The 15912-nt window shown below is 72.3% G+C and carries 14 protein-coding genes; 11 read left to right on the forward strand and 3 right to left on the reverse strand.

Going from position 1 to position 15912, the window contains the following annotated elements; all coding sequences use genetic code 11:
- Positions 1-211 precede the first annotated feature (211 nt).
- From ACZ7BZ_RS35155 to ACZ7BZ_RS35165, 3 genes are all read right to left on the reverse strand, one after another.
- Positions 212-1480: an MFS transporter gene (locus ACZ7BZ_RS35155; protein ID WP_470361891.1), complete on the reverse strand. Its 1269-nt coding sequence runs from the start codon at positions 1478-1480 to the stop codon at positions 212-214.
- 14 nt (positions 1481-1494) lie between these two features.
- Positions 1495-2529 carry a GNAT family N-acetyltransferase gene (locus ACZ7BZ_RS35160; RefSeq protein WP_470361892.1) on the reverse strand — a complete coding sequence of 345 codons (1035 nt, stop codon included), beginning with the start codon at positions 2527-2529 and terminating at the stop codon, positions 1495-1497.
- Between the two features lie 119 nt (positions 2530-2648).
- Positions 2649-3329 (reverse strand): class I SAM-dependent methyltransferase, encoded by a 681-nt coding sequence (locus ACZ7BZ_RS35165; RefSeq protein ID WP_470361893.1) that lies wholly within the window; start codon positions 3327-3329, stop codon positions 2649-2651.
- Between the two features lie 194 nt (positions 3330-3523).
- Here ACZ7BZ_RS35165 and ACZ7BZ_RS35170 point away from each other — a divergent pair, with 194 nt between their 5' ends.
- Genes ACZ7BZ_RS35170 through ACZ7BZ_RS35220 form a run of 11 tightly spaced genes read left to right on the forward strand, consistent with a single transcriptional unit; the run spans position 3524 to position 15909 of the window.
- Positions 3524-3778, forward strand: a complete 255-nt coding sequence (locus tag ACZ7BZ_RS35170) for a phosphopantetheine-binding protein (protein ID WP_470361894.1) — start codon at positions 3524-3526, stop codon at positions 3776-3778.
- A complete protein-coding gene (locus ACZ7BZ_RS35175; RefSeq protein WP_470361895.1) occupies positions 3775-5112 on the forward strand; it encodes an ATP-grasp domain-containing protein in 1338 nt (445 codons plus the stop codon). The genes ACZ7BZ_RS35170 and ACZ7BZ_RS35175 overlap by 4 nt, the downstream gene beginning before the upstream one ends.
- Entirely contained in the window at positions 5109-7397 is a 2289-nt protein-coding gene (locus ACZ7BZ_RS35180) for a condensation domain-containing protein (protein WP_470361896.1), read from the forward strand. Before ACZ7BZ_RS35175 ends, ACZ7BZ_RS35180 begins: the two co-directional genes overlap by 4 nt.
- Positions 7394-9070 carry a GH3 auxin-responsive promoter family protein gene (locus tag ACZ7BZ_RS35185; RefSeq protein WP_470361897.1) on the forward strand — a complete coding sequence of 559 codons (1677 nt, stop codon included), beginning with the start codon at positions 7394-7396 and terminating at the stop codon, positions 9068-9070. Before ACZ7BZ_RS35180 ends, ACZ7BZ_RS35185 begins: the two co-directional genes overlap by 4 nt.
- Positions 9067-10116, forward strand: a complete 1050-nt coding sequence (locus ACZ7BZ_RS35190) for a phytanoyl-CoA dioxygenase family protein (protein ID WP_470361898.1) — start codon at positions 9067-9069, stop codon at positions 10114-10116. Before ACZ7BZ_RS35185 ends, ACZ7BZ_RS35190 begins: the two co-directional genes overlap by 4 nt.
- Positions 10109-10963, forward strand: coding sequence for an alpha/beta hydrolase (locus tag ACZ7BZ_RS35195; RefSeq protein ID WP_470361899.1), 855 nt, complete (start codon positions 10109-10111; stop codon positions 10961-10963). Before ACZ7BZ_RS35190 ends, ACZ7BZ_RS35195 begins: the two co-directional genes overlap by 8 nt.
- A gap of 34 nt (positions 10964-10997) precedes the next feature.
- Positions 10998-12242: an enolase C-terminal domain-like protein gene (locus ACZ7BZ_RS35200; RefSeq protein ID WP_470361900.1), complete on the forward strand. Its 1245-nt coding sequence runs from the start codon at positions 10998-11000 to the stop codon at positions 12240-12242.
- A complete protein-coding gene (locus tag ACZ7BZ_RS35205) occupies positions 12239-13003 on the forward strand; it encodes an SDR family NAD(P)-dependent oxidoreductase (RefSeq protein WP_470361901.1) in 765 nt (254 codons plus the stop codon). Before ACZ7BZ_RS35200 ends, ACZ7BZ_RS35205 begins: the two co-directional genes overlap by 4 nt.
- Before the next feature lie 50 nt (positions 13004-13053).
- Positions 13054-13809: an SDR family NAD(P)-dependent oxidoreductase gene (locus ACZ7BZ_RS35210; RefSeq protein ID WP_470361902.1), complete on the forward strand. Its 756-nt coding sequence runs from the start codon at positions 13054-13056 to the stop codon at positions 13807-13809.
- 39 nt (positions 13810-13848) lie between these two features.
- Positions 13849-15282 carry a 3-isopropylmalate dehydratase large subunit gene (locus ACZ7BZ_RS35215; RefSeq protein ID WP_470361903.1) on the forward strand — a complete coding sequence of 478 codons (1434 nt, stop codon included), beginning with the start codon at positions 13849-13851 and terminating at the stop codon, positions 15280-15282.
- Between the two features lie 12 nt (positions 15283-15294).
- A complete protein-coding gene (locus tag ACZ7BZ_RS35220; RefSeq protein WP_470361904.1) occupies positions 15295-15909 on the forward strand; it encodes a 3-isopropylmalate dehydratase small subunit in 615 nt (204 codons plus the stop codon).
- The last annotated feature ends 3 nt before the right edge of the window (positions 15910-15912 follow it).

Consider the following 15912-nt stretch of genomic DNA (forward strand, 5'->3'; position numbering starts at 1 on the left):
CAGCGCCTCGCCCTGCCAGGTCCGCAGGAGCACGCGCCGGGCGACCGCCTCGTGCTCGGGGCCGAGGCCGAGCGCCACCTCAGCCGCCTCGTAGGTTACGGATGCCGCGCTGCTCCGCCACCGGCCGGGTCGGGCCGGTGGCGGCGGGCCGTGGGAGCCGGGCTCGGCGGTGAGGGCGGACCGACGGAGGAGACGGGCGGGTGGCCGGGGGTCAGGCCTCCTGGGGTGCCCGATCGGCGCCGATGCCGTCCTTGTCCGTCTTCGTGGGAGTTCCGTCGCCCATTCGGCGAACGCCGGGTGCGAGCACGAGGAGGCCGCGGACGACGAGATTGGCCACAGCGGCGGTGACCAGGACGGTGGTCGGGCCGACGACCGGGATGAGCATGCCGGTGACCGCCATGCCCATCGGGTTGAGCGCGAGGGAGCCGATCCAGTCGTAGGAGCTGACCCGGGACATCACCTCGGAGGGGACTTCGCGCTGCAGGGTGCTGTGCCAGAGGGCGTCGCTCATGGTCACGCCGGCTGCGCCCAGCAGGGCGACGGCGGCGACGGGCCCCACGCCGGCCGCCGTGGTGAGCGCCAGCAGGAAGAGGGAGTCCAGACCGACCAGGAGGTTGGAGGCCAGCAGTGGACGGGCGGGGCGCCACCAGAACAGGAGCAGGCTGCCGAGGAGGGCACCGATCCCCTGGGCGGCGATGACCATACCCCAGGCGCTCGCTCCCATGCCGTCCTTGCCGACGGCCAGTACCGGGCCGACGACGTAGATGGCCGGGCGCACCACACCCTGGTAGAAGCCGAAGCTGCTCACCATGGACCAGACCCAGTTGCGCCCGGCGAACTCCCGCCACCCCGCGACCAGGGACTGGCGCAGGCTCTCCTTCGCCCCGGTGGCCGGCGGCCTGAGCGGAAGACGGGCGAGCAGGGCGGCACTGGCCAGGAAGAACACGGCGTCGCCGAGCACGATGTAGCCCGGGTTCCAGAAGAGGAGCAGACTGCCCGCGGCCGCGGGTCCGCAGATGGCGGTGACGCTGCGGCTCAGGGTGATCAGCACGTTCGCGTCGTGGATGCGATCGACCGGTACGAGGTCCGGGACGACGCCGGTGTTGGCCGGGGTGAAGAAGGCGCGCGCCGTGCCCCAGACGGCCTGGAGGACCAGCAGGAGGACCAGGTCCGGGTGTCCGAGGACCAGCAGGAGAGCGGTGCAGGCCTGGCTGCCGGCCATGACGAGATTGGTCGCGATCATGATCGTCCTGCGCGCGCGGTCCCCGACCGCACCGCCCACCAGCAGGAACAACACCTGCGGAGCGGTCTGCGCGGCGAGCACCAGGCCGAGGGAGGACGCCGAGCCGGTGGCGTGCAGCACGGCGAAGGCCAGTGCCACCGGCGCCATGGTGGCGCCGAACATGTTCAGGGCTCGGGAGAGCAGGTAGAACGGGAATCCGGGGACGTCGGACATCGCCTTGCGGCGCAGGGTCTGCATGGTTTCCGTTCCGCTCAGGCGGGGCTGACGGCCCAGGCCGTGCCGATGACGGCGCCTCGGAGCTGTTTGACGGTGCTGGAGCCCAGGCCGAGGTCTATGCTGCGGCAGCCGTGCTGGAGGGCGTAGCGGACCGGGCCGTGGATCATGGCCTGGAGATAGCTGTGGTCGCGGCCGGGCATCTCGTCGACCAGACCGATCTCGTAGCTCTCCAGGAGCGTGTCCTGCCTGGCGAAGAAGGACGCGACGAGCAGCTCTCCGTCGGTGCTGCGGACGGTCGACGCCCAGCAGGCTTCCGGCCCCAGGGTCCGGACCCACTGCCGCAGACGGTACTCGCACATGCGTGGATGGTCAGGCACCCCGTACTTGCGTTTGACGGCACAGACCAGCGGGGCGGCCTCGGTGATGACGTCCTCGGCGGGGACGCAGTCCGTGCGGTGGCCCAGCGCTGAGAACTTCCGGCGGTCGCGGCGGCAGGAGGCACGCTGACTGGAGGTCAGCGCGGCTGTGTGTTCCTCCTCGTCGTTACCGGTGACCGGCAGTACGGCGGTGGTGTCGAGCGGGCGCACGGTGGCCCGGCCGGCTAGGCCCGAGGCGAAGGAGTCGACTTCGCGGTCGCGCACGTACAGGGCGACCGGGTAGTCCCCCGCCGCTTCCGCCTGCCCGAAGGCCTCGGCCGCCAGGACGGCCCGCACCTCGGCCGCCTCTTCCGCGGGCAGTTCGCTGGAGGTGAGCACCCCTGCGGCGAGCTCGCCGCTGCTGCCGACGAACACCCATCGCCGGGGGTCGTCGGGGACGACGCCACCGAGCAGGTCGGCACGCACACCGAGGTCGTGGGGCCCGTTGGCCGACTGTGGGCTGCGCGGGCTCCGACTGCTCACGGCGCCCAGGACCCGGCCCTGCGACCTCGCCACCGTCCATCCGGTGGACCACCGGACGTCGTCCGCGGCGGCGAGCATCCGACTGGGTGCGAGCGCCGGCGCGCCGAACTGCCATCCACCGTGCCGCAGTTCGTCGGGCACCTCACTGAGGGTCTCGATGATCAGCTGCATGGGGCGGAGGCTACCAACTGTCATGGGCACCGCACCACCGTCCATCTCGCCATGCAAGACGGCACGGTGACGTGGTCCGCAGGGGGGGGCACACGGGCCGGCTTCCCATGGGCCGCGGGTCAGGCCCAGGCCCCCAGGACCGCGAACCGGTACCGCTTGTAGAAGCAGTCCGCGTCCCGGAACCCCGCTTCCGCCAGCCATTCCAGATGTGTGCGGACCGGCACCGAGCGGTCGTACGCCATGCGTTCCCTGGCCTCGGTCAGTTCACGGGCGCTCGCGTTCCGGCGGGCCACGTCGCGCGACCACATCTCGTCGTAGAGGGTGTCCAGACGGGCGGTGGGGCCGGCGACCTGCTCGGCATGGACGAAGACGCCGCCGGAGGCCAGCACCTTGCGGATGCGCGGGTACAGGGCGCGCTGGTCCTCGTGCGGCAGGTGATGGATGGCGAGGGCGGAGACCACGATGTCGAACGGGCCGTCCGGGAGGGGGGCCCGCATGTCCGCCTCGACGACCTCGTGACGGACGGCGTACAACGCGAGTTCACGGCGGGCGATCGCGAGCATTCCGGGCGAGGAGTCCAGGAGCGTGAACGAGGCGTCGGGCAGGAGGGAGGCGAGTTCGGCGGTCATCAGGCCGGTGCCCGCACCCAGGTCGAGGACGCGCACGGCGGAGTCCCGGGCGGCGCCGACGGCAATGTCGACGGCGGTCTCGTAAAAGGGCGTCAGATCCGGTACCAGCCTGGCCCTGGCGCGGTCGAATGTCTCAGCACCTGCGTCGAACAGGCGGGATGCGTCGAGCACGGAAGGTTCACCCGTCGTTCGAGGAGGGGGCGCTCATCCTACAGACGCGAACGGTTCTACTGGAGCGCTCAGTTGTCGATCTCTCAGTATCTGAAATGACTGTTGCGCTATGCGGACAAGGTCTCTAAGTTGACGAAAGATCATCAAACCCCGCCGCTCACCCGTGGGATGAGCGTCTTCCCCGAGGAGCACCCATGACGTCTGAGCAGTCGCCCGAGTCCGTCGTCCGCGCCCTCTGGTGCGCCGTCCTCGGAGTCGAGGAGGCGCTACCGGAGGACGGGTTCTTCGAGCTGGGAGGACACTCCCTGCTGGCCATCGAGTTGCTCCAGCAGGTCGAGACCGATCTCGAAGTGGAGATCTCGGCCGACGTTCTGTTCCTGGACGGGACGCTGGCCGCACTCCTGGACGCGGCGCAGAAGGCGACGGCACAGAAGGCGACGGCACAGTGAAACCCCGGATAGGGGTGCTGTTCTCGCCCCGGGGTGCCGCCTCCGCCCGCGACGTGCTCGTGGCGGCAGCCGACGACATCGAGATCGTTCCGCTCCTGCGGTCCGGTGCCGGCGAACGGCAGCCCGCCCTCCCGCTACTGATCGACCGGTTGTTCGGTGCGCCCCTGGAGATCGACGAGGAGCACCTGACGGACCCGGGCCGGCCGCTGGCCGGGGTGGTGACCTTCGCCGACGCCGAGCTCGAACTGGCCGCGGCACTCGGCGCACACCTGGGCGTACGGCACCGGAGTGCGACCTCGGCGGACAAGTACCGTCAGCGCACAGTCGTCGGCGGGGCCGGATTCTCCCGGATCGCCGCACGCCCCGTGGACCGCGCGGAGGACTTGTCGGAGGCGGCCCGCCTCCTCGGGTATCCCTTCGTCGTCAAGCCGCGGCGCGGTGCCGGTGGCACCGACGTCATGATCGTCCGGGACGCGGCGCAGGCTTCCGCACTCAGGGACTCCTGGCGCTGGGCCGGCGGCACCCTCTACGCCGAACAGTTCATCCCGACGGCCGACCGGCCGCCGGGATCCTGGCGGGCGGACTACGTCTCGGTGGAGGTGCAGAGCATCGGCGGCAGCCACGATGTGATCACCGTCTTCGACAAGTTCCCGGTCCACGAGCGGAGTTCGGAGACCCGACAGGGCGGCCGGATGGCCACGACCGGCGACATCCTCCCGTGCGGACTGCCGCTCCGCCTGCGCACCGAGGTCGAGGAGCTGGTCCTCGGCGCACACCGGGCGCTGGACATGGACGACGGCATCACCCACACCGAGGTCAAACTCGGTGCCGACGGCCCGGAGATCATCGAGATCAACTGCCGGGTGGGCGGGCACCTTAGCCGGGTGCTCAACCGCCGCTCCGGCTTCGACCTGGTGCGCCAGGCCCTGCTGATCACCGCCGGACTGCCGCCCCAGCCGCTGCCCGACAATACGGGAGAGCGCCATGTCGCCGGCCTGTTCGTGCCCTTCGCCGACACCGACGGCCCGGTCCGCTCGCAGGTCTCCCCCCGCGCGCTGCGCATTCCGGGGGTCGCGGCGGTCGACGAGGTCGCACGCGCGGGCGCAGCGCGGACCGACACCGACGCGATCGCGTGCAACGTGGTCCTCGACTGCCCGCAGGAGGACGACCTGCGGCACGCCACGGCCGGTTTCCTGGCCCGCGTCAGCGAACTGTTCGCCGAGGACGGCGTCGGCCACCGCGACTGGACCGCGGAGATGAGCGCGAGGCTCGACACCGAACCATCCGCGGCGCCCACGCCGCGTCCCACGCTCTCATCTGGCAGGAGCCTATGAACGCCCAGGCACAACAGCACGCCATGCAGGCCGTCCTGCTCGAGTCACTGACCCGCAAGGCCGGCGGCGACCCGGCGGGCTTCAGCACCGCGCGCTCGTGGGCGCAGAACGGCGGCAGCTCGCTGGACGCCTACGCCGCGATCATGCGCATCGAGGAGGAACTCGGCCTGGTCGTGCCCGTGGCACGCCTGCTCGGCCCGAAACCCCTGGACGAGCTCATCCGGCAGGCCGGCGCCCCCACCTCCACGGTGCCGGCGGGAGTACCGTCCGAGGGTGCCGTGGCCGCGACGGCCTCGCAGCGACGCCACTGGCGCCACGCCCAGGGCGAGGGATCGGCCGCCTTCCTGAACATGGGCCGCGCCCTACGCTGCGCCCGCGACTTCGACGCGGACCGCGCCGAGGCCGCCTTCCGGGCCCTCGTCGCACGCCACGAGTCCCTCCGCAATCGCTACGTCCCCACCGCCGACGCGCTCCTCCTGGAGGAGGTCGCGGACTGGCCGGAGCGGGTCGAGTTCGTCCGCCACCCCGAGGCGGTGCACGCCGAGGCCGCAACGGCCCTGATCCGCAAGGCACTTGAACCCGCCTTCCGGCTGGCGGAGGAACCACCGGTGCGCGGTGGCTGCGTCCCGCTCAGCGACGGCGGCGCCGTCGTGTACGTCGGTGTCCACCACATCGCGGCCGACGGCTGGACCATCGACCTGCTCGTCGGCGACTTCCTCGCCCTCTACACGGAAGCCGGCCACGAACTCGCCCCGGCGACCCCCTTCAGCCGGTACGCGGCCACCCTGGAGGCCGCGGCCCGCTCCGGCGTCTACGCCGACGACATCGCCTACTGGCAGGAGAAGTTCGCCCGGCTCTCACCCGACTTCACCATCGCCCGGCGCAGCGGAGCCGCCGGTGGCCAGCGTGCGGGCACCTCCCGCCTGCTCTGGGACGGCCCCGGTGAGGCGAACGCCCTCCGCGAGCGGGCCCGTGCGCTGGGCGTCACCACATACAGCCTGCTGCTGTCCGCTCTCCTGGCCGCGGCCCAGGTGCTGTCCGGCGAGGACGAGGTCGTGGTGATGAGCGGCGTCGCCAACCGCAACCGCGCCGAGCACCGCAACACCGCGGGTCTCTTCACCAACCAGATCTTCTTCGTCGGCGACTTCCGCACCCCGGGCTCCATCGACGACTACGTGCGGCAGGTCCACGACGACGTGGTCGAGAGCCTGGCCCGCTCCCAGCTGCCGGTCGAGGTCGTCCTCGACCGGATGGGCGCCTACGACGCGGCCCGCACCCTCGCCCCGTACGCCAACATCCTCTTCCAGGCCGCCGAGGCGCCCATCGACCCGCCGGGGCTGCGTGACGGCACCTGGAGCTCCCACCCGTTGGGCAGCGGCTCCATCAAGCGGCACTGCAACATCCACCTGGAGGACGACGGCGCCGACGGCCTCGCCATCGAGCTGGACTACAGCCTCGCTCTGGTGGGCGCGCACGACGCGGCCCGGCTGCTGCGCGCCCTGCGGGCCGCCGCCGACCGCACCGTCCACGGCGGCGACGGCTCGGTGACGGAGCTGCTCGCCGCCGCCCGGGAGGCGGCCGGGAGCCCCGCGCCCACCCTGACCGTCTTCTCCGTGGACTACCCCGGCGCCCGGGCCGAACCGGCGCTGGCGTCCGTCGTCCGGGACAGCCTGCCCGGCGCCGGCCTGGTGGAACTCCCGGTCCCGCAGAGCCTGGACGCCGAGGAGATCGAGGACTGCCTGCGCCGGGGCCACGCCCTGATGGCGCGCGACACCACGGGCCCGGCGGCCGTCCTCGGCTACTGCTCGGCCGCCGCCTGGGCCCGGCACCTCGTCGCCACCCTGGACGGGGACGCCGCCCCGGCCCTGCTGACGCTGAACGGCAACGATCCGACCGAGGCCGACTGGTACGAGGAGTTCGCCCACCTCATCGGGAGGTTCGACACCGACGCCGACCTCACCGAGGTGGCGCCCGCGCGCATCGCCCTACCTCGCGACGGGGACCTGCCCAGTCGGTGCGCGGCCGCGCGGGACACCCTCGCCGTGATGCGCCGGCTGCTGGAGGGCGCGGTGGAGCGGCGCTTCGGCGCTCCGCTCGGCCGGGTGGCCCGGGAGACCCTGGACGTCCAGGTCAAGTGGCTGACCTACCTGGGCAGCTGCGTCGTCGTCGGAGCCGGGACGGCCCGCCCGGAGGAGCGCGCCCTGCCGGACGTGCGACTGGACCAGAGCGGCCGGACCGCGGCGTGGCTGCACGCCGAACTCGATCCCGACGGATCCCTGCGGTGAGCGAGGACGCCTTCGTCCAGCGGATGCTGGCGGCCCATCAGCTCCAACGCCGGTACTGTCGCGAACCGCACCCGGTGAGCCGTCGCGTGTTCGCCGACATCCTGGGGCAGGCCCGGGGCACGGCCTTCGGGCGCGACCACCGGCTCGGCCGGGTGCGCACTCCCGCCGACTTCAAGGCGGCCGTCCCCATCGGCGGCTACGAGTCCTTCCGGGGCTACGTGGAGCGCATCAGGGACGGCGAGCAGAAGGTGCTCACCGAGAGCCGCCCGTACGCCCTGCACACCACGTCCGGCACCACGGGCAACCCGAAGTACATCCCGACCACCCGCCACTGGCGCAACCGGTTCCGGGGGCCCGCCCTGTACGCGCAGTGGGGCCTGTACTTCCAGCGTCTGGGCCTGGAGCACTACCACCCCGGCAACGTCCTGGACATGTCGTGGGAGCGGTCCGTCATCGATCACCTGCCGGGACCGGACGGCACGGTGCCCGTCTACAGCATCACCAAGAGGCCCTCCGCCGTGGGCCCCCGCGACTGGAACCCGCCCTGGTACGGGGAGCCCTGGTTCCTCGACGACGCCGGCAGACTGTCCCTCTACGCCAAGCTGCGGCTCCTGGCCGACTCCGACGTCCGCATGGTCGTGGCGGTCAACCCCTCCCGGATCACGGCCCTCGGTGAACTCCTCAACGAGGAGCTGGAGACGCTCCTCAAGGACCTCCACGACGGCACGCTGCGCGGTGCGTCCTTCCCCGGCCTGGCCTCCGCCCGGGAGACCGCGTACCGCCTGGAGGCCGCGCACTCCTTCGGCGGGCGCGTCACCCTGGTCGACCTGTGGCCCCGGCTCTCGCTCCAGGTGTGCTGGAACTCGGCCTCCGCCCGCTACTACCGGGGATGGCTGGACCGCCTCGCACCCGGCGTCCCGCTCATCCCGTTCAGCACGACGGGCACCGAGGGCATCGTCACGATACCGGTGGACACCCACCCCTCCGCCGGTCCGCTCGCCGTCGACCAGGGCCTGTTCGAGTTCGTGCCCTGCGCGCCGGAGGATCCGGGGGAGCCGGTCCCGCCCGACGCGGCCACCGTCGACCACGACGAACTGGTCAACGGCGGCACCTACCGCCTGGTCATGAGCCAGGCCAACGGCCTCTACCGGTACGACTCCGGCGACATCTACCGGGTGGTCGGGCGGGTGGGCGGCCTGCCCCGGCTCGAGTTCGAGGGACGCGGCGGATCCGTCAGCTCGTTCACCGGGGAGAAGCTGACCGAGTCCGACGTGCACGCGGCGATCCGCGCCGCCGTCGGCAGCGCCTCCGTGCCCAGCGCATACTGCCTGGTGCCGTCCTGGGCCCGACCGCCGGGCTACACGCTGGTCATGGAGTGGCCGGACGGCCCGGGACCGGCGAGCGACGCGTTCTGCGCCCGCGTGGACGCCACGCTCTGCCGGGTCAACTCCGAGTACGCCGAGAAGCGCGGCTCCGACCGGCTCGCACCGGTCAGCGCCCGCACCGTTCCGCCCGGCACGTTCCGCGCGCTCGCCGAGCGCCACGTGGCCCGGGGTGCCTCCGCGGCCCAGGTCAAGCACCGCTGGCTGCACACCGACGACACCTTGCTGGCCGCCATCCCCGCGCACCCGCCCGGCGCGCGACCCATCGACCGAGCAGAGGACCGCACATGACTGATCTGGACACCCTCGCCGAGGACTTCCACCGCGACGGCTACGCCGTGGTCCCGGGCGTGCTCGACGAGGACGACTTCACCGAGGTCCGGCAGGAGTACGCGCGCCTGTTGGACGAACGCGCCGAGCAGTGGCGCCGCTCGGGCGCCCTCACGGGCGGCGAGGACCTCGTGGGCAGGCCCTTCGACGAGCACCTGGTGGCCCTCACCGCGCTCCCCGGCTTCGACACCGCACTGCTGAGCGAGCTCGACATCACCCTGCCGCACATGCCGTTCACCTCGCTCCAGCCGCACAGCCGGGTGCACACCGGGCCGGGCGTCCTCGGACTGCTCCGCAACGCCCGGGTCCTCGACGTGGTGGCGCGACTGGTCGGCGAGGAGATATCCGCGAGCCCCAACCAGCACGTACGGCTCAAGCTGCCCGCCACGAAGACACCGGGCGGGTTCGGCGCCCGACGCGGTGAGACCATGCACGCGCCCACGATGTGGCACCAGGACGCGATGACCCAGATCCCGCAGTCCGACGACACCACCCTGGTGACCTGCTGGATCCCGCTGATGGACGTCCCTGCCGAACTCGGCTGCCTGTTGGTGGTGCCCGGCCGGCACCGCGAGGAGAACCTGCTGCCCTGGCCGATGGGCCCCGACGTCGTCCGGGAGCTGGAAGCCGCCGCCGTGCCGTTGCCCGTCTCGAAGGGCGACCTCGTCCTGCTGCACAAGCGCACGCCGCACGGCTCCACCGTCAACCGGTCCGAACGCCTCCGCTGGAGCTTCGACTTCCGCTTCTACCCCTCGCACGAGCCCTCGGACCGGCCGTGGTTCCCGTCCGTGGTGACCCGCAGCGCCGCCGAACCCGCGCTGGCCACCACGGACGCCGTGCACTGGCGTGAGCGGTGGGAACAGGCCCGTGACATGTTCGTCGCCTCGGGCCAGATGGTCCCCGGCCGCCGGGAGTTCTCCCAGCTCGTCGCCGAGTCGCTGATAGCCCGCTGGGAGAATGGCGACGTACCGCACCTGGCACCGGCCGGAACCTCGGCCGATGCGTGAGCCGACCACCCGCCCGGACCCGGTCGTCGACCGGGTACCGGCCGGCGGGGAGACCCTCGCCCTGCACACCTGGGACGACGGGCGGCCCGGTCTCGCCGACCTGTTCTACGTCCACGGCCTGCAGAGCCACGCGGGCTGGCTCTTCGAGACCGGGCCCGCGCTGCTGGAGCGCGGTGTCCGGCTGACGGCGCTCGACCGCCGGGGATCCGGCGCCAGCACCGGCCCGCGCGGCCACCTGCCGGACGCCCGCACCGTGCTCGACGACTACGGCACGGTCCTGGCCGGCCTCGCCGCCTCGGCCCCCGGTCCGGTCACCGTGCTGGGCCAGAGCTTCGGCGGCAGCCTGGTCGCCGCCATGGTCGCCTCCGACCGGATCCCGCGCGGCTCGGGCATCGTGCTGTGCGCCCCGGCCCTGGGGCAGCAGCGCGCCCGCCTCGACGAAGCCGCCCGCCTGCGCACGCTGAGCAGGAACGGCCTGGACGCCTCGGCGGTGCAGCTCGAGGACGAGCAGTACACCACCGTGCCCGACTACCTCGCGTGGATGGCCAACGACGGTCTGATGATCCGGTCGGTGACGGATTCCTTCCGCGCCGCCATGGTCGAGACGGAGGACCTGTACGCGGGTGCGGGCCCCGCTCCCTGGGCTGACCACGAGGTCTGGGTGGCCTACCCCGACCAGGACTCGATCATCGACCTCCGGGCCTCCGAGGCGATGCTCGCCGACCTCGCGCCGCAGGCCGTGTCACGGTACTTCCCGGTCGCCTCCCACTACCTCGAGTTCACCGACGTCCGGGAGCAGTACTGGGATTGGCTGGCCACGGTGGTCCGCACCGGGGCAGAGCGGTGAGCGCCGGACGTCCCGCCGCAGGGGCGGGTTCCCCGTGCTGACGCTCACGGTGCACGAGGCGCGGATCCCGATGGAACGCCCCTTCCGGCACGCCCGGATGACCCGCCGGGAAACGGCTTCCGTGCTGGTCGCCGCGGAGTACGACGGGGAGACCGGCTGGGGGGAGGCAGCGCCTCGGGAGTACGTCACCGGAGAGTCGGTCGGCTCGGTCCTCGCCGCGCTACGCGGACGGGAACTGCCTTCCTCGGTGGCCGAGTTGGTCGCGGCCCCATTGGAGGAGGCGCTGGCCGGCCTAGCCGCGCTCGAACTGCCGGCCCTCCTCGGCGAACCCGGCCGACCAGCCCCTGCGGCCGCGGCCGCCCTGGAGACCGCCCTGTTCGACCTGATCTGCCGCAGGCACGGGGTGGCCGGTCTCCAGGCCCTGCGCCTGGCCGGGTACGACGACGTGCTGGCCGCCGAAGCCGCCCCCGCTCCGGTGGCGACCGTCCTGGACCTGAGCGGTGCGCCGCTGGCCCGCCTCGCCGCGATGTCCGGCCCCGCACGGAAGGCGATCCCGCACGTCAAGCTCAAGGCCGGTCCCGAAGTGGCCCCGGTCGCCGACCTGGTGGCACAGGTCGCCGACCTGCTGCCCGGCACCACCGTGTCGGTGGACGCCAACTGCGCCTGGGAGGTCGAGGAGGTCCTCGCCCGGGCCCCGCGCCTGCTCGCCGCAGGACTGTCCTGGCTGGAGGAACCCCTCGCACCGCGCCGGTGGGGGGACTTGGCCCGGCTGCGCCTGGCCGGGCTGTCGGTGATGCTCGACGAGTCCTTCTCCTCGGCCGGCGACCTCGCCGACTGCACCTCCCACCGGGCGGCCGACCTGCTCAACCTGCGCGTCTCCAAGTGCGGCGGCCCCTTGCGGCTGCTGGCACTCGCCCGCGCCGCGCGCACTGCGGGCCTCGGCCTCCAACTCGGCGTCCAGGTCGGCGAGCTCGGCCCCCTGTGGGCCGTGGGCCGGCTCATCGGCACGGCGCTGCGCGGGCCCGTCGCCGTGGAGGCCGGCCGGCAGGACGAGTGGTTCCCGGGCCGTCCCCCGCTCACCGCCCCCGCCTACCAGGTGGATCGCACCGCCTCCCGGGCCCCCGCCCTGCGCGGCCCCGGCATCGGACTGCGCCCCACCCAGGCCCTGCTGGACCTCTGCACGCCCGGTTTCCGGCGCCCGTGGACGGCGCCCCGACCGGCCGCCCCGCACCGTGCGCGACCCGCTGTCCAGAACACCCCACCGGAAGGACGACCGTGAGCACGGACCCGAACCGCCCGCTCCCGGTGCGCCGCGCCTGGGTCACGGGCGCCGCCTCCGGCATCGGCGCCGAGGTCGCCCGGCGCCTTGCCGAGGAGGGCGTCGACGTCCTCATGATCGACCGGGATCCGGCCGCCCTGGGGGCCGCCCGGCGGACCGTGCCAGGGGCACGCCCGCTCCTGCTGGACGTCACCGACACCGAGGCCGTCACGGCGTACGTCGAAGGGGCCGACCCGGACTCACTCCCCGACATCCTGGTCAACGGCGTCGGCGGCGACACCCGCCGCATCCCCCTGGAGGACCTCCGCGAGGCGGACCTCACCGCGGCGATCACCAACAACCTCCTCGGCTGCTTCACGCTGACCCGGCTGTGCGCCCCCACCATGCGCCACCGCGGCCGGGGCCGCATCGTCAACCTCGCCTCGATCGCCGGACGCACGTACTCGATCTTCAGCAACGCCGCCTACGTCGCCGCGAAGGCGGCCGTCCTCGGGTACACCAAGCAGTGTGCCTATGAACTCGCCCCGTACGGCGTGACGGTGAACGCCGTCGCGCACGGCCCCATCGCCACCGACCGCCTCGTCGCGGCCTGGGAGGAGATGCCGCCGGAGCGGCAGGCCGAGGTGCGCGGCCGCCTCCCCATGGCGCGCTACGGAACCGTCGGCGAGGCGGCCGCCGCCATCGTCCATCTGTGCGGCGAGGAAGCCGGATACACCACCGGTGCGCTCGTCGACGTCAACGGAGGTCTCCACATCTCATGAGCATTCACACGACCCACTCCCCCGGGAACGACCTCAAGGACGCCGTCGTCATGGTCACCGGCGCCGGCAGCGGCATCGGCCGTGCCACGGTGACCGCCCTCGCCCGCGCGGGCGCCCGCGTCGTGGCCGCGGGACGCCGGGAGCACACCCTGCGCGAGACCCTGGAGCTGGCAGGCCTGGAGCGCGACCGTGGCCTCGCCGTGACCTGTGACGTCACTGATGAGGAAGCTGTCGCGGCGTCAGTTGATACGGCCGTCTTGGAATTCGGACGCCTGGACGCGGCCGTGAACACGGCTGGTATGTTCGGCCCAAGTGGGCTCCTGTCAGAAGCGCTCCAGAAGGATGCCGTCGACGTCATGTCCGTCAATCTCATGGGCATGTGGCTGTGCCTCAAGCACCAGTCACGGGCGATGCTCCGGTCAGGCGGAGGAGCGATCGTCACGACCGGCTCGGTGGCCTCCTTCCTCGGGCACTCGGGCAGTCCCATGTATGCGGCGACCAAGCACGGCGTCGTCGGACTGACCAAGGCCGCGGCACTCCAGCTGGCCCCGCACGGGATCAGGGTGAACGCGGTCTGTCCGGGGTCCACCGACACCGCCATGCTGCGCGAGCTGTATCCGGACGAGGGACAGCTCGCGGCACGGGCCCGGCGCGCACCCCTCGGCCGGATAGGCCTGCCGGAGGAAGTGGCCGCGGCCGCCCTGTGGTTGGCCGGCCCGGCGTCGAGCTACGTGACCGGGCAGGCGCTGGCCGTGGACGGAGGCGTGACCGCCGGGTCCGCCGCTCCCGTCAGGCCCACCGCATAACCGTTCACTTCTTCGAGACGACCGACGAGGAAATAGCTCATGGGTTCAACGCTGTACAACAAGGTGTTCGATCTGCATACCGTGCGCGACTACGGCGACGACCGGGTCCAGCTCTTCATCGGCCTCCACCTGGTGCACGAGGCGACCAGCCCGCAGGCCTTCGCCATGCTGCGGGAGCGCGACCTCGGCATCGCCATGCCGGAGCGCAACGTGGCCACCGCCGACCACGTCATCCCCACCGACACCATCGCCCGCCCCCTCCTCGACCAGCTGGGCGAGGACATGCTGGCCCGACTGGAGACCAACACCGAGGACTTCGGGCTGCGCTTCTTCTCCCCGAGCAGCGGCGACTACGGCATCGTCCACGTCATCGGGCCGGAGCAGGGCCTCACCCAGCCGGGCATGACCATCGCCTGCGGCGACTCGCACACCTCCACCCACGGCGCGTTCGGCGCGGTCGCCATCGGCATCGGCACCTCCCAGGTGCGCGACGTCCTGGCCACCCAGACCGTGACCATGAACCGGCTCAAGGTGCGCCGCATCCAGATCGACGGCGAACTCTCCCCCGGCGTCACGGCCAAGGACGTCATCCTGCACGTGATCCACGAGCTCGGCGTCGTCGGCGGCGTGGGCTACGCCTACGAGTTCGCGGGCTCCGTCATCGAGAACATGTCGATGGACGAGCGGATGACGGTCTGCAACATGGCCGTCGAGGGCGGCGCCCGCTGCGGCTACGTCAACCCCGACGACACCACCTTCGCCTACCTGAAGGGCCGGCCCGCCGCCCCCACCGGCGAGGCGTGGGACCGCGCCGTGGCCTGGTGGCGCTCCATCGCCTCCGACCCGGACGCCACCTACGACGACGTCGTGGTGATGAACGGGAGCGACATCCGGCCCATGGTGACCTGGGGCATCAACCCGGGCCAGTCGGTCCCGGTGGACGGGCTGCTGCCCTCCCTGGAGGGCGCCTCGCAGGACGTCGCCGACTCCTACGCCGAGGCCTACGAATACATGGGCATGAAGCCCGGCGACAAGCTCGGCGACCACCCCATCGACGTCGCCTTCATCGGGTCCTGCACCAACGGCCGGGTCTCCGACTTCCTGGAGGTGTCCGAGGCGCTCAAGCGCAGCGGCGCCCGGGTCTCGCCCGGCGTGCGCGCGCTCGCCGTGCCCGGTTCCAACGCCGTGCGCGAGGAACTCCTCCGCCTGGGCGTGGACAAGGTGCTCGAGGAGGCCGGCTTCGAGTTCCGTCTGGCGGGCTGCTCGATGTGCCTGGCCATGAACATGGACAAGCTGGTGGGCCGCGAGCTCGCGGCGTCCTCCTCCAACCGCAACTTCAAGGGCCGTCAGGGCTCGCCCACCGGCCGGACGATGATCATGTCGCCGCTGGCGGTGGCCGCGGCCGCCGTCAACGGTTCGGTCTGCGACCCGGCGACCGTTTTCGGCCCGGCGACCGTCGTCTCTTCCTCCTAAGGAGCCCCAGCAGTGACCAGCGCCATCGATCCGCGCATCAGCACCGTCACCGGCACCACGGTCGTGCTCAGCGGCAACGACATCGACACCGACCGGATCATCCCGGCCCGGTTCCTCAAGCACCTGACGTTCGACGCGCTCGGCGAGCACGTCTTCGAGGACGACCGCAAGCAGGAGCACGCCCGCGGCGTCACCCACCCCTTCGACCAGCAGGAGCGCTCCGCCGGCAGCGTCCTGCTGGTCGCCAAGAACTTCGGCTGCGGCTCCTCCCGCGAGCACGCCGCGCAGGCCCTGCACCGCTGGGGCATCCGCGCCGTCGTCGGGGAGAGCTTCGGAGAGATCTTCCGCGGCAACTGCGGCACCATCGGCCTGCCCTGCGTGACCCTCGCCCCCGAGCACGCGGAGGAGGCCCGCAGCATCGGCCTGGCCGACGCCGACGCCGTTGCCGACGTGGACCTCGGCAAGGGTGTCCTGCGGATCGCCGACCGCGAGTTCCCCGTGGAGATCCAGGCGTCGCTGCGGGACTCCTTCCTGGAGGGCACCTGGGACACCCTCGCCGAACTCCTGAAGAACGCCGACCAGGTGAGCGAGACCGCCGCCCGGCTCCCCTACCTGACCGGGTTCTAGTCG

It is taken from the genome of Kitasatospora sp. NPDC036934, from assembly GCF_055608425.1.

Bases quoted from the DNA above. Each gene is read 5' to 3' on its own strand.
- ACZ7BZ_RS35160 (WP_470361892.1), bottom strand. From the start codon at position 2,529: ATGCAGCTGATCATCGAGACCCTCAGTGAGGTGCCCGACGAACTGCGG.
- ACZ7BZ_RS35195 (WP_470361899.1), top strand. From the start codon at position 10,109: ATGCGTGAGCCGACCACCCGCCCGGACCCGGTCGTCGACCGGGTACCG.
- ACZ7BZ_RS35215 (WP_470361903.1), top strand. From the start codon at position 13,849: ATGGGTTCAACGCTGTACAACAAGGTGTTCGATCTGCATACCGTGCGC.
- ACZ7BZ_RS35210 (WP_470361902.1), top strand. From the start codon at position 13,054: ATGGTCACCGGCGCCGGCAGCGGCATCGGCCGTGCCACGGTGACCGCC.
- ACZ7BZ_RS35190 (WP_470361898.1), top strand. From the start codon at position 9,067: ATGACTGATCTGGACACCCTCGCCGAGGACTTCCACCGCGACGGCTAC.
- ACZ7BZ_RS35180 (WP_470361896.1), top strand. From the start codon at position 5,109: ATGAACGCCCAGGCACAACAGCACGCCATGCAGGCCGTCCTGCTCGAG.
- ACZ7BZ_RS35170 (WP_470361894.1), top strand. From the start codon at position 3,524: ATGACGTCTGAGCAGTCGCCCGAGTCCGTCGTCCGCGCCCTCTGGTGC.
- ACZ7BZ_RS35155 (WP_470361891.1), bottom strand. From the start codon at position 1,480: ATGCAGACCCTGCGCCGCAAGGCGATGTCCGACGTCCCCGGATTCCCG.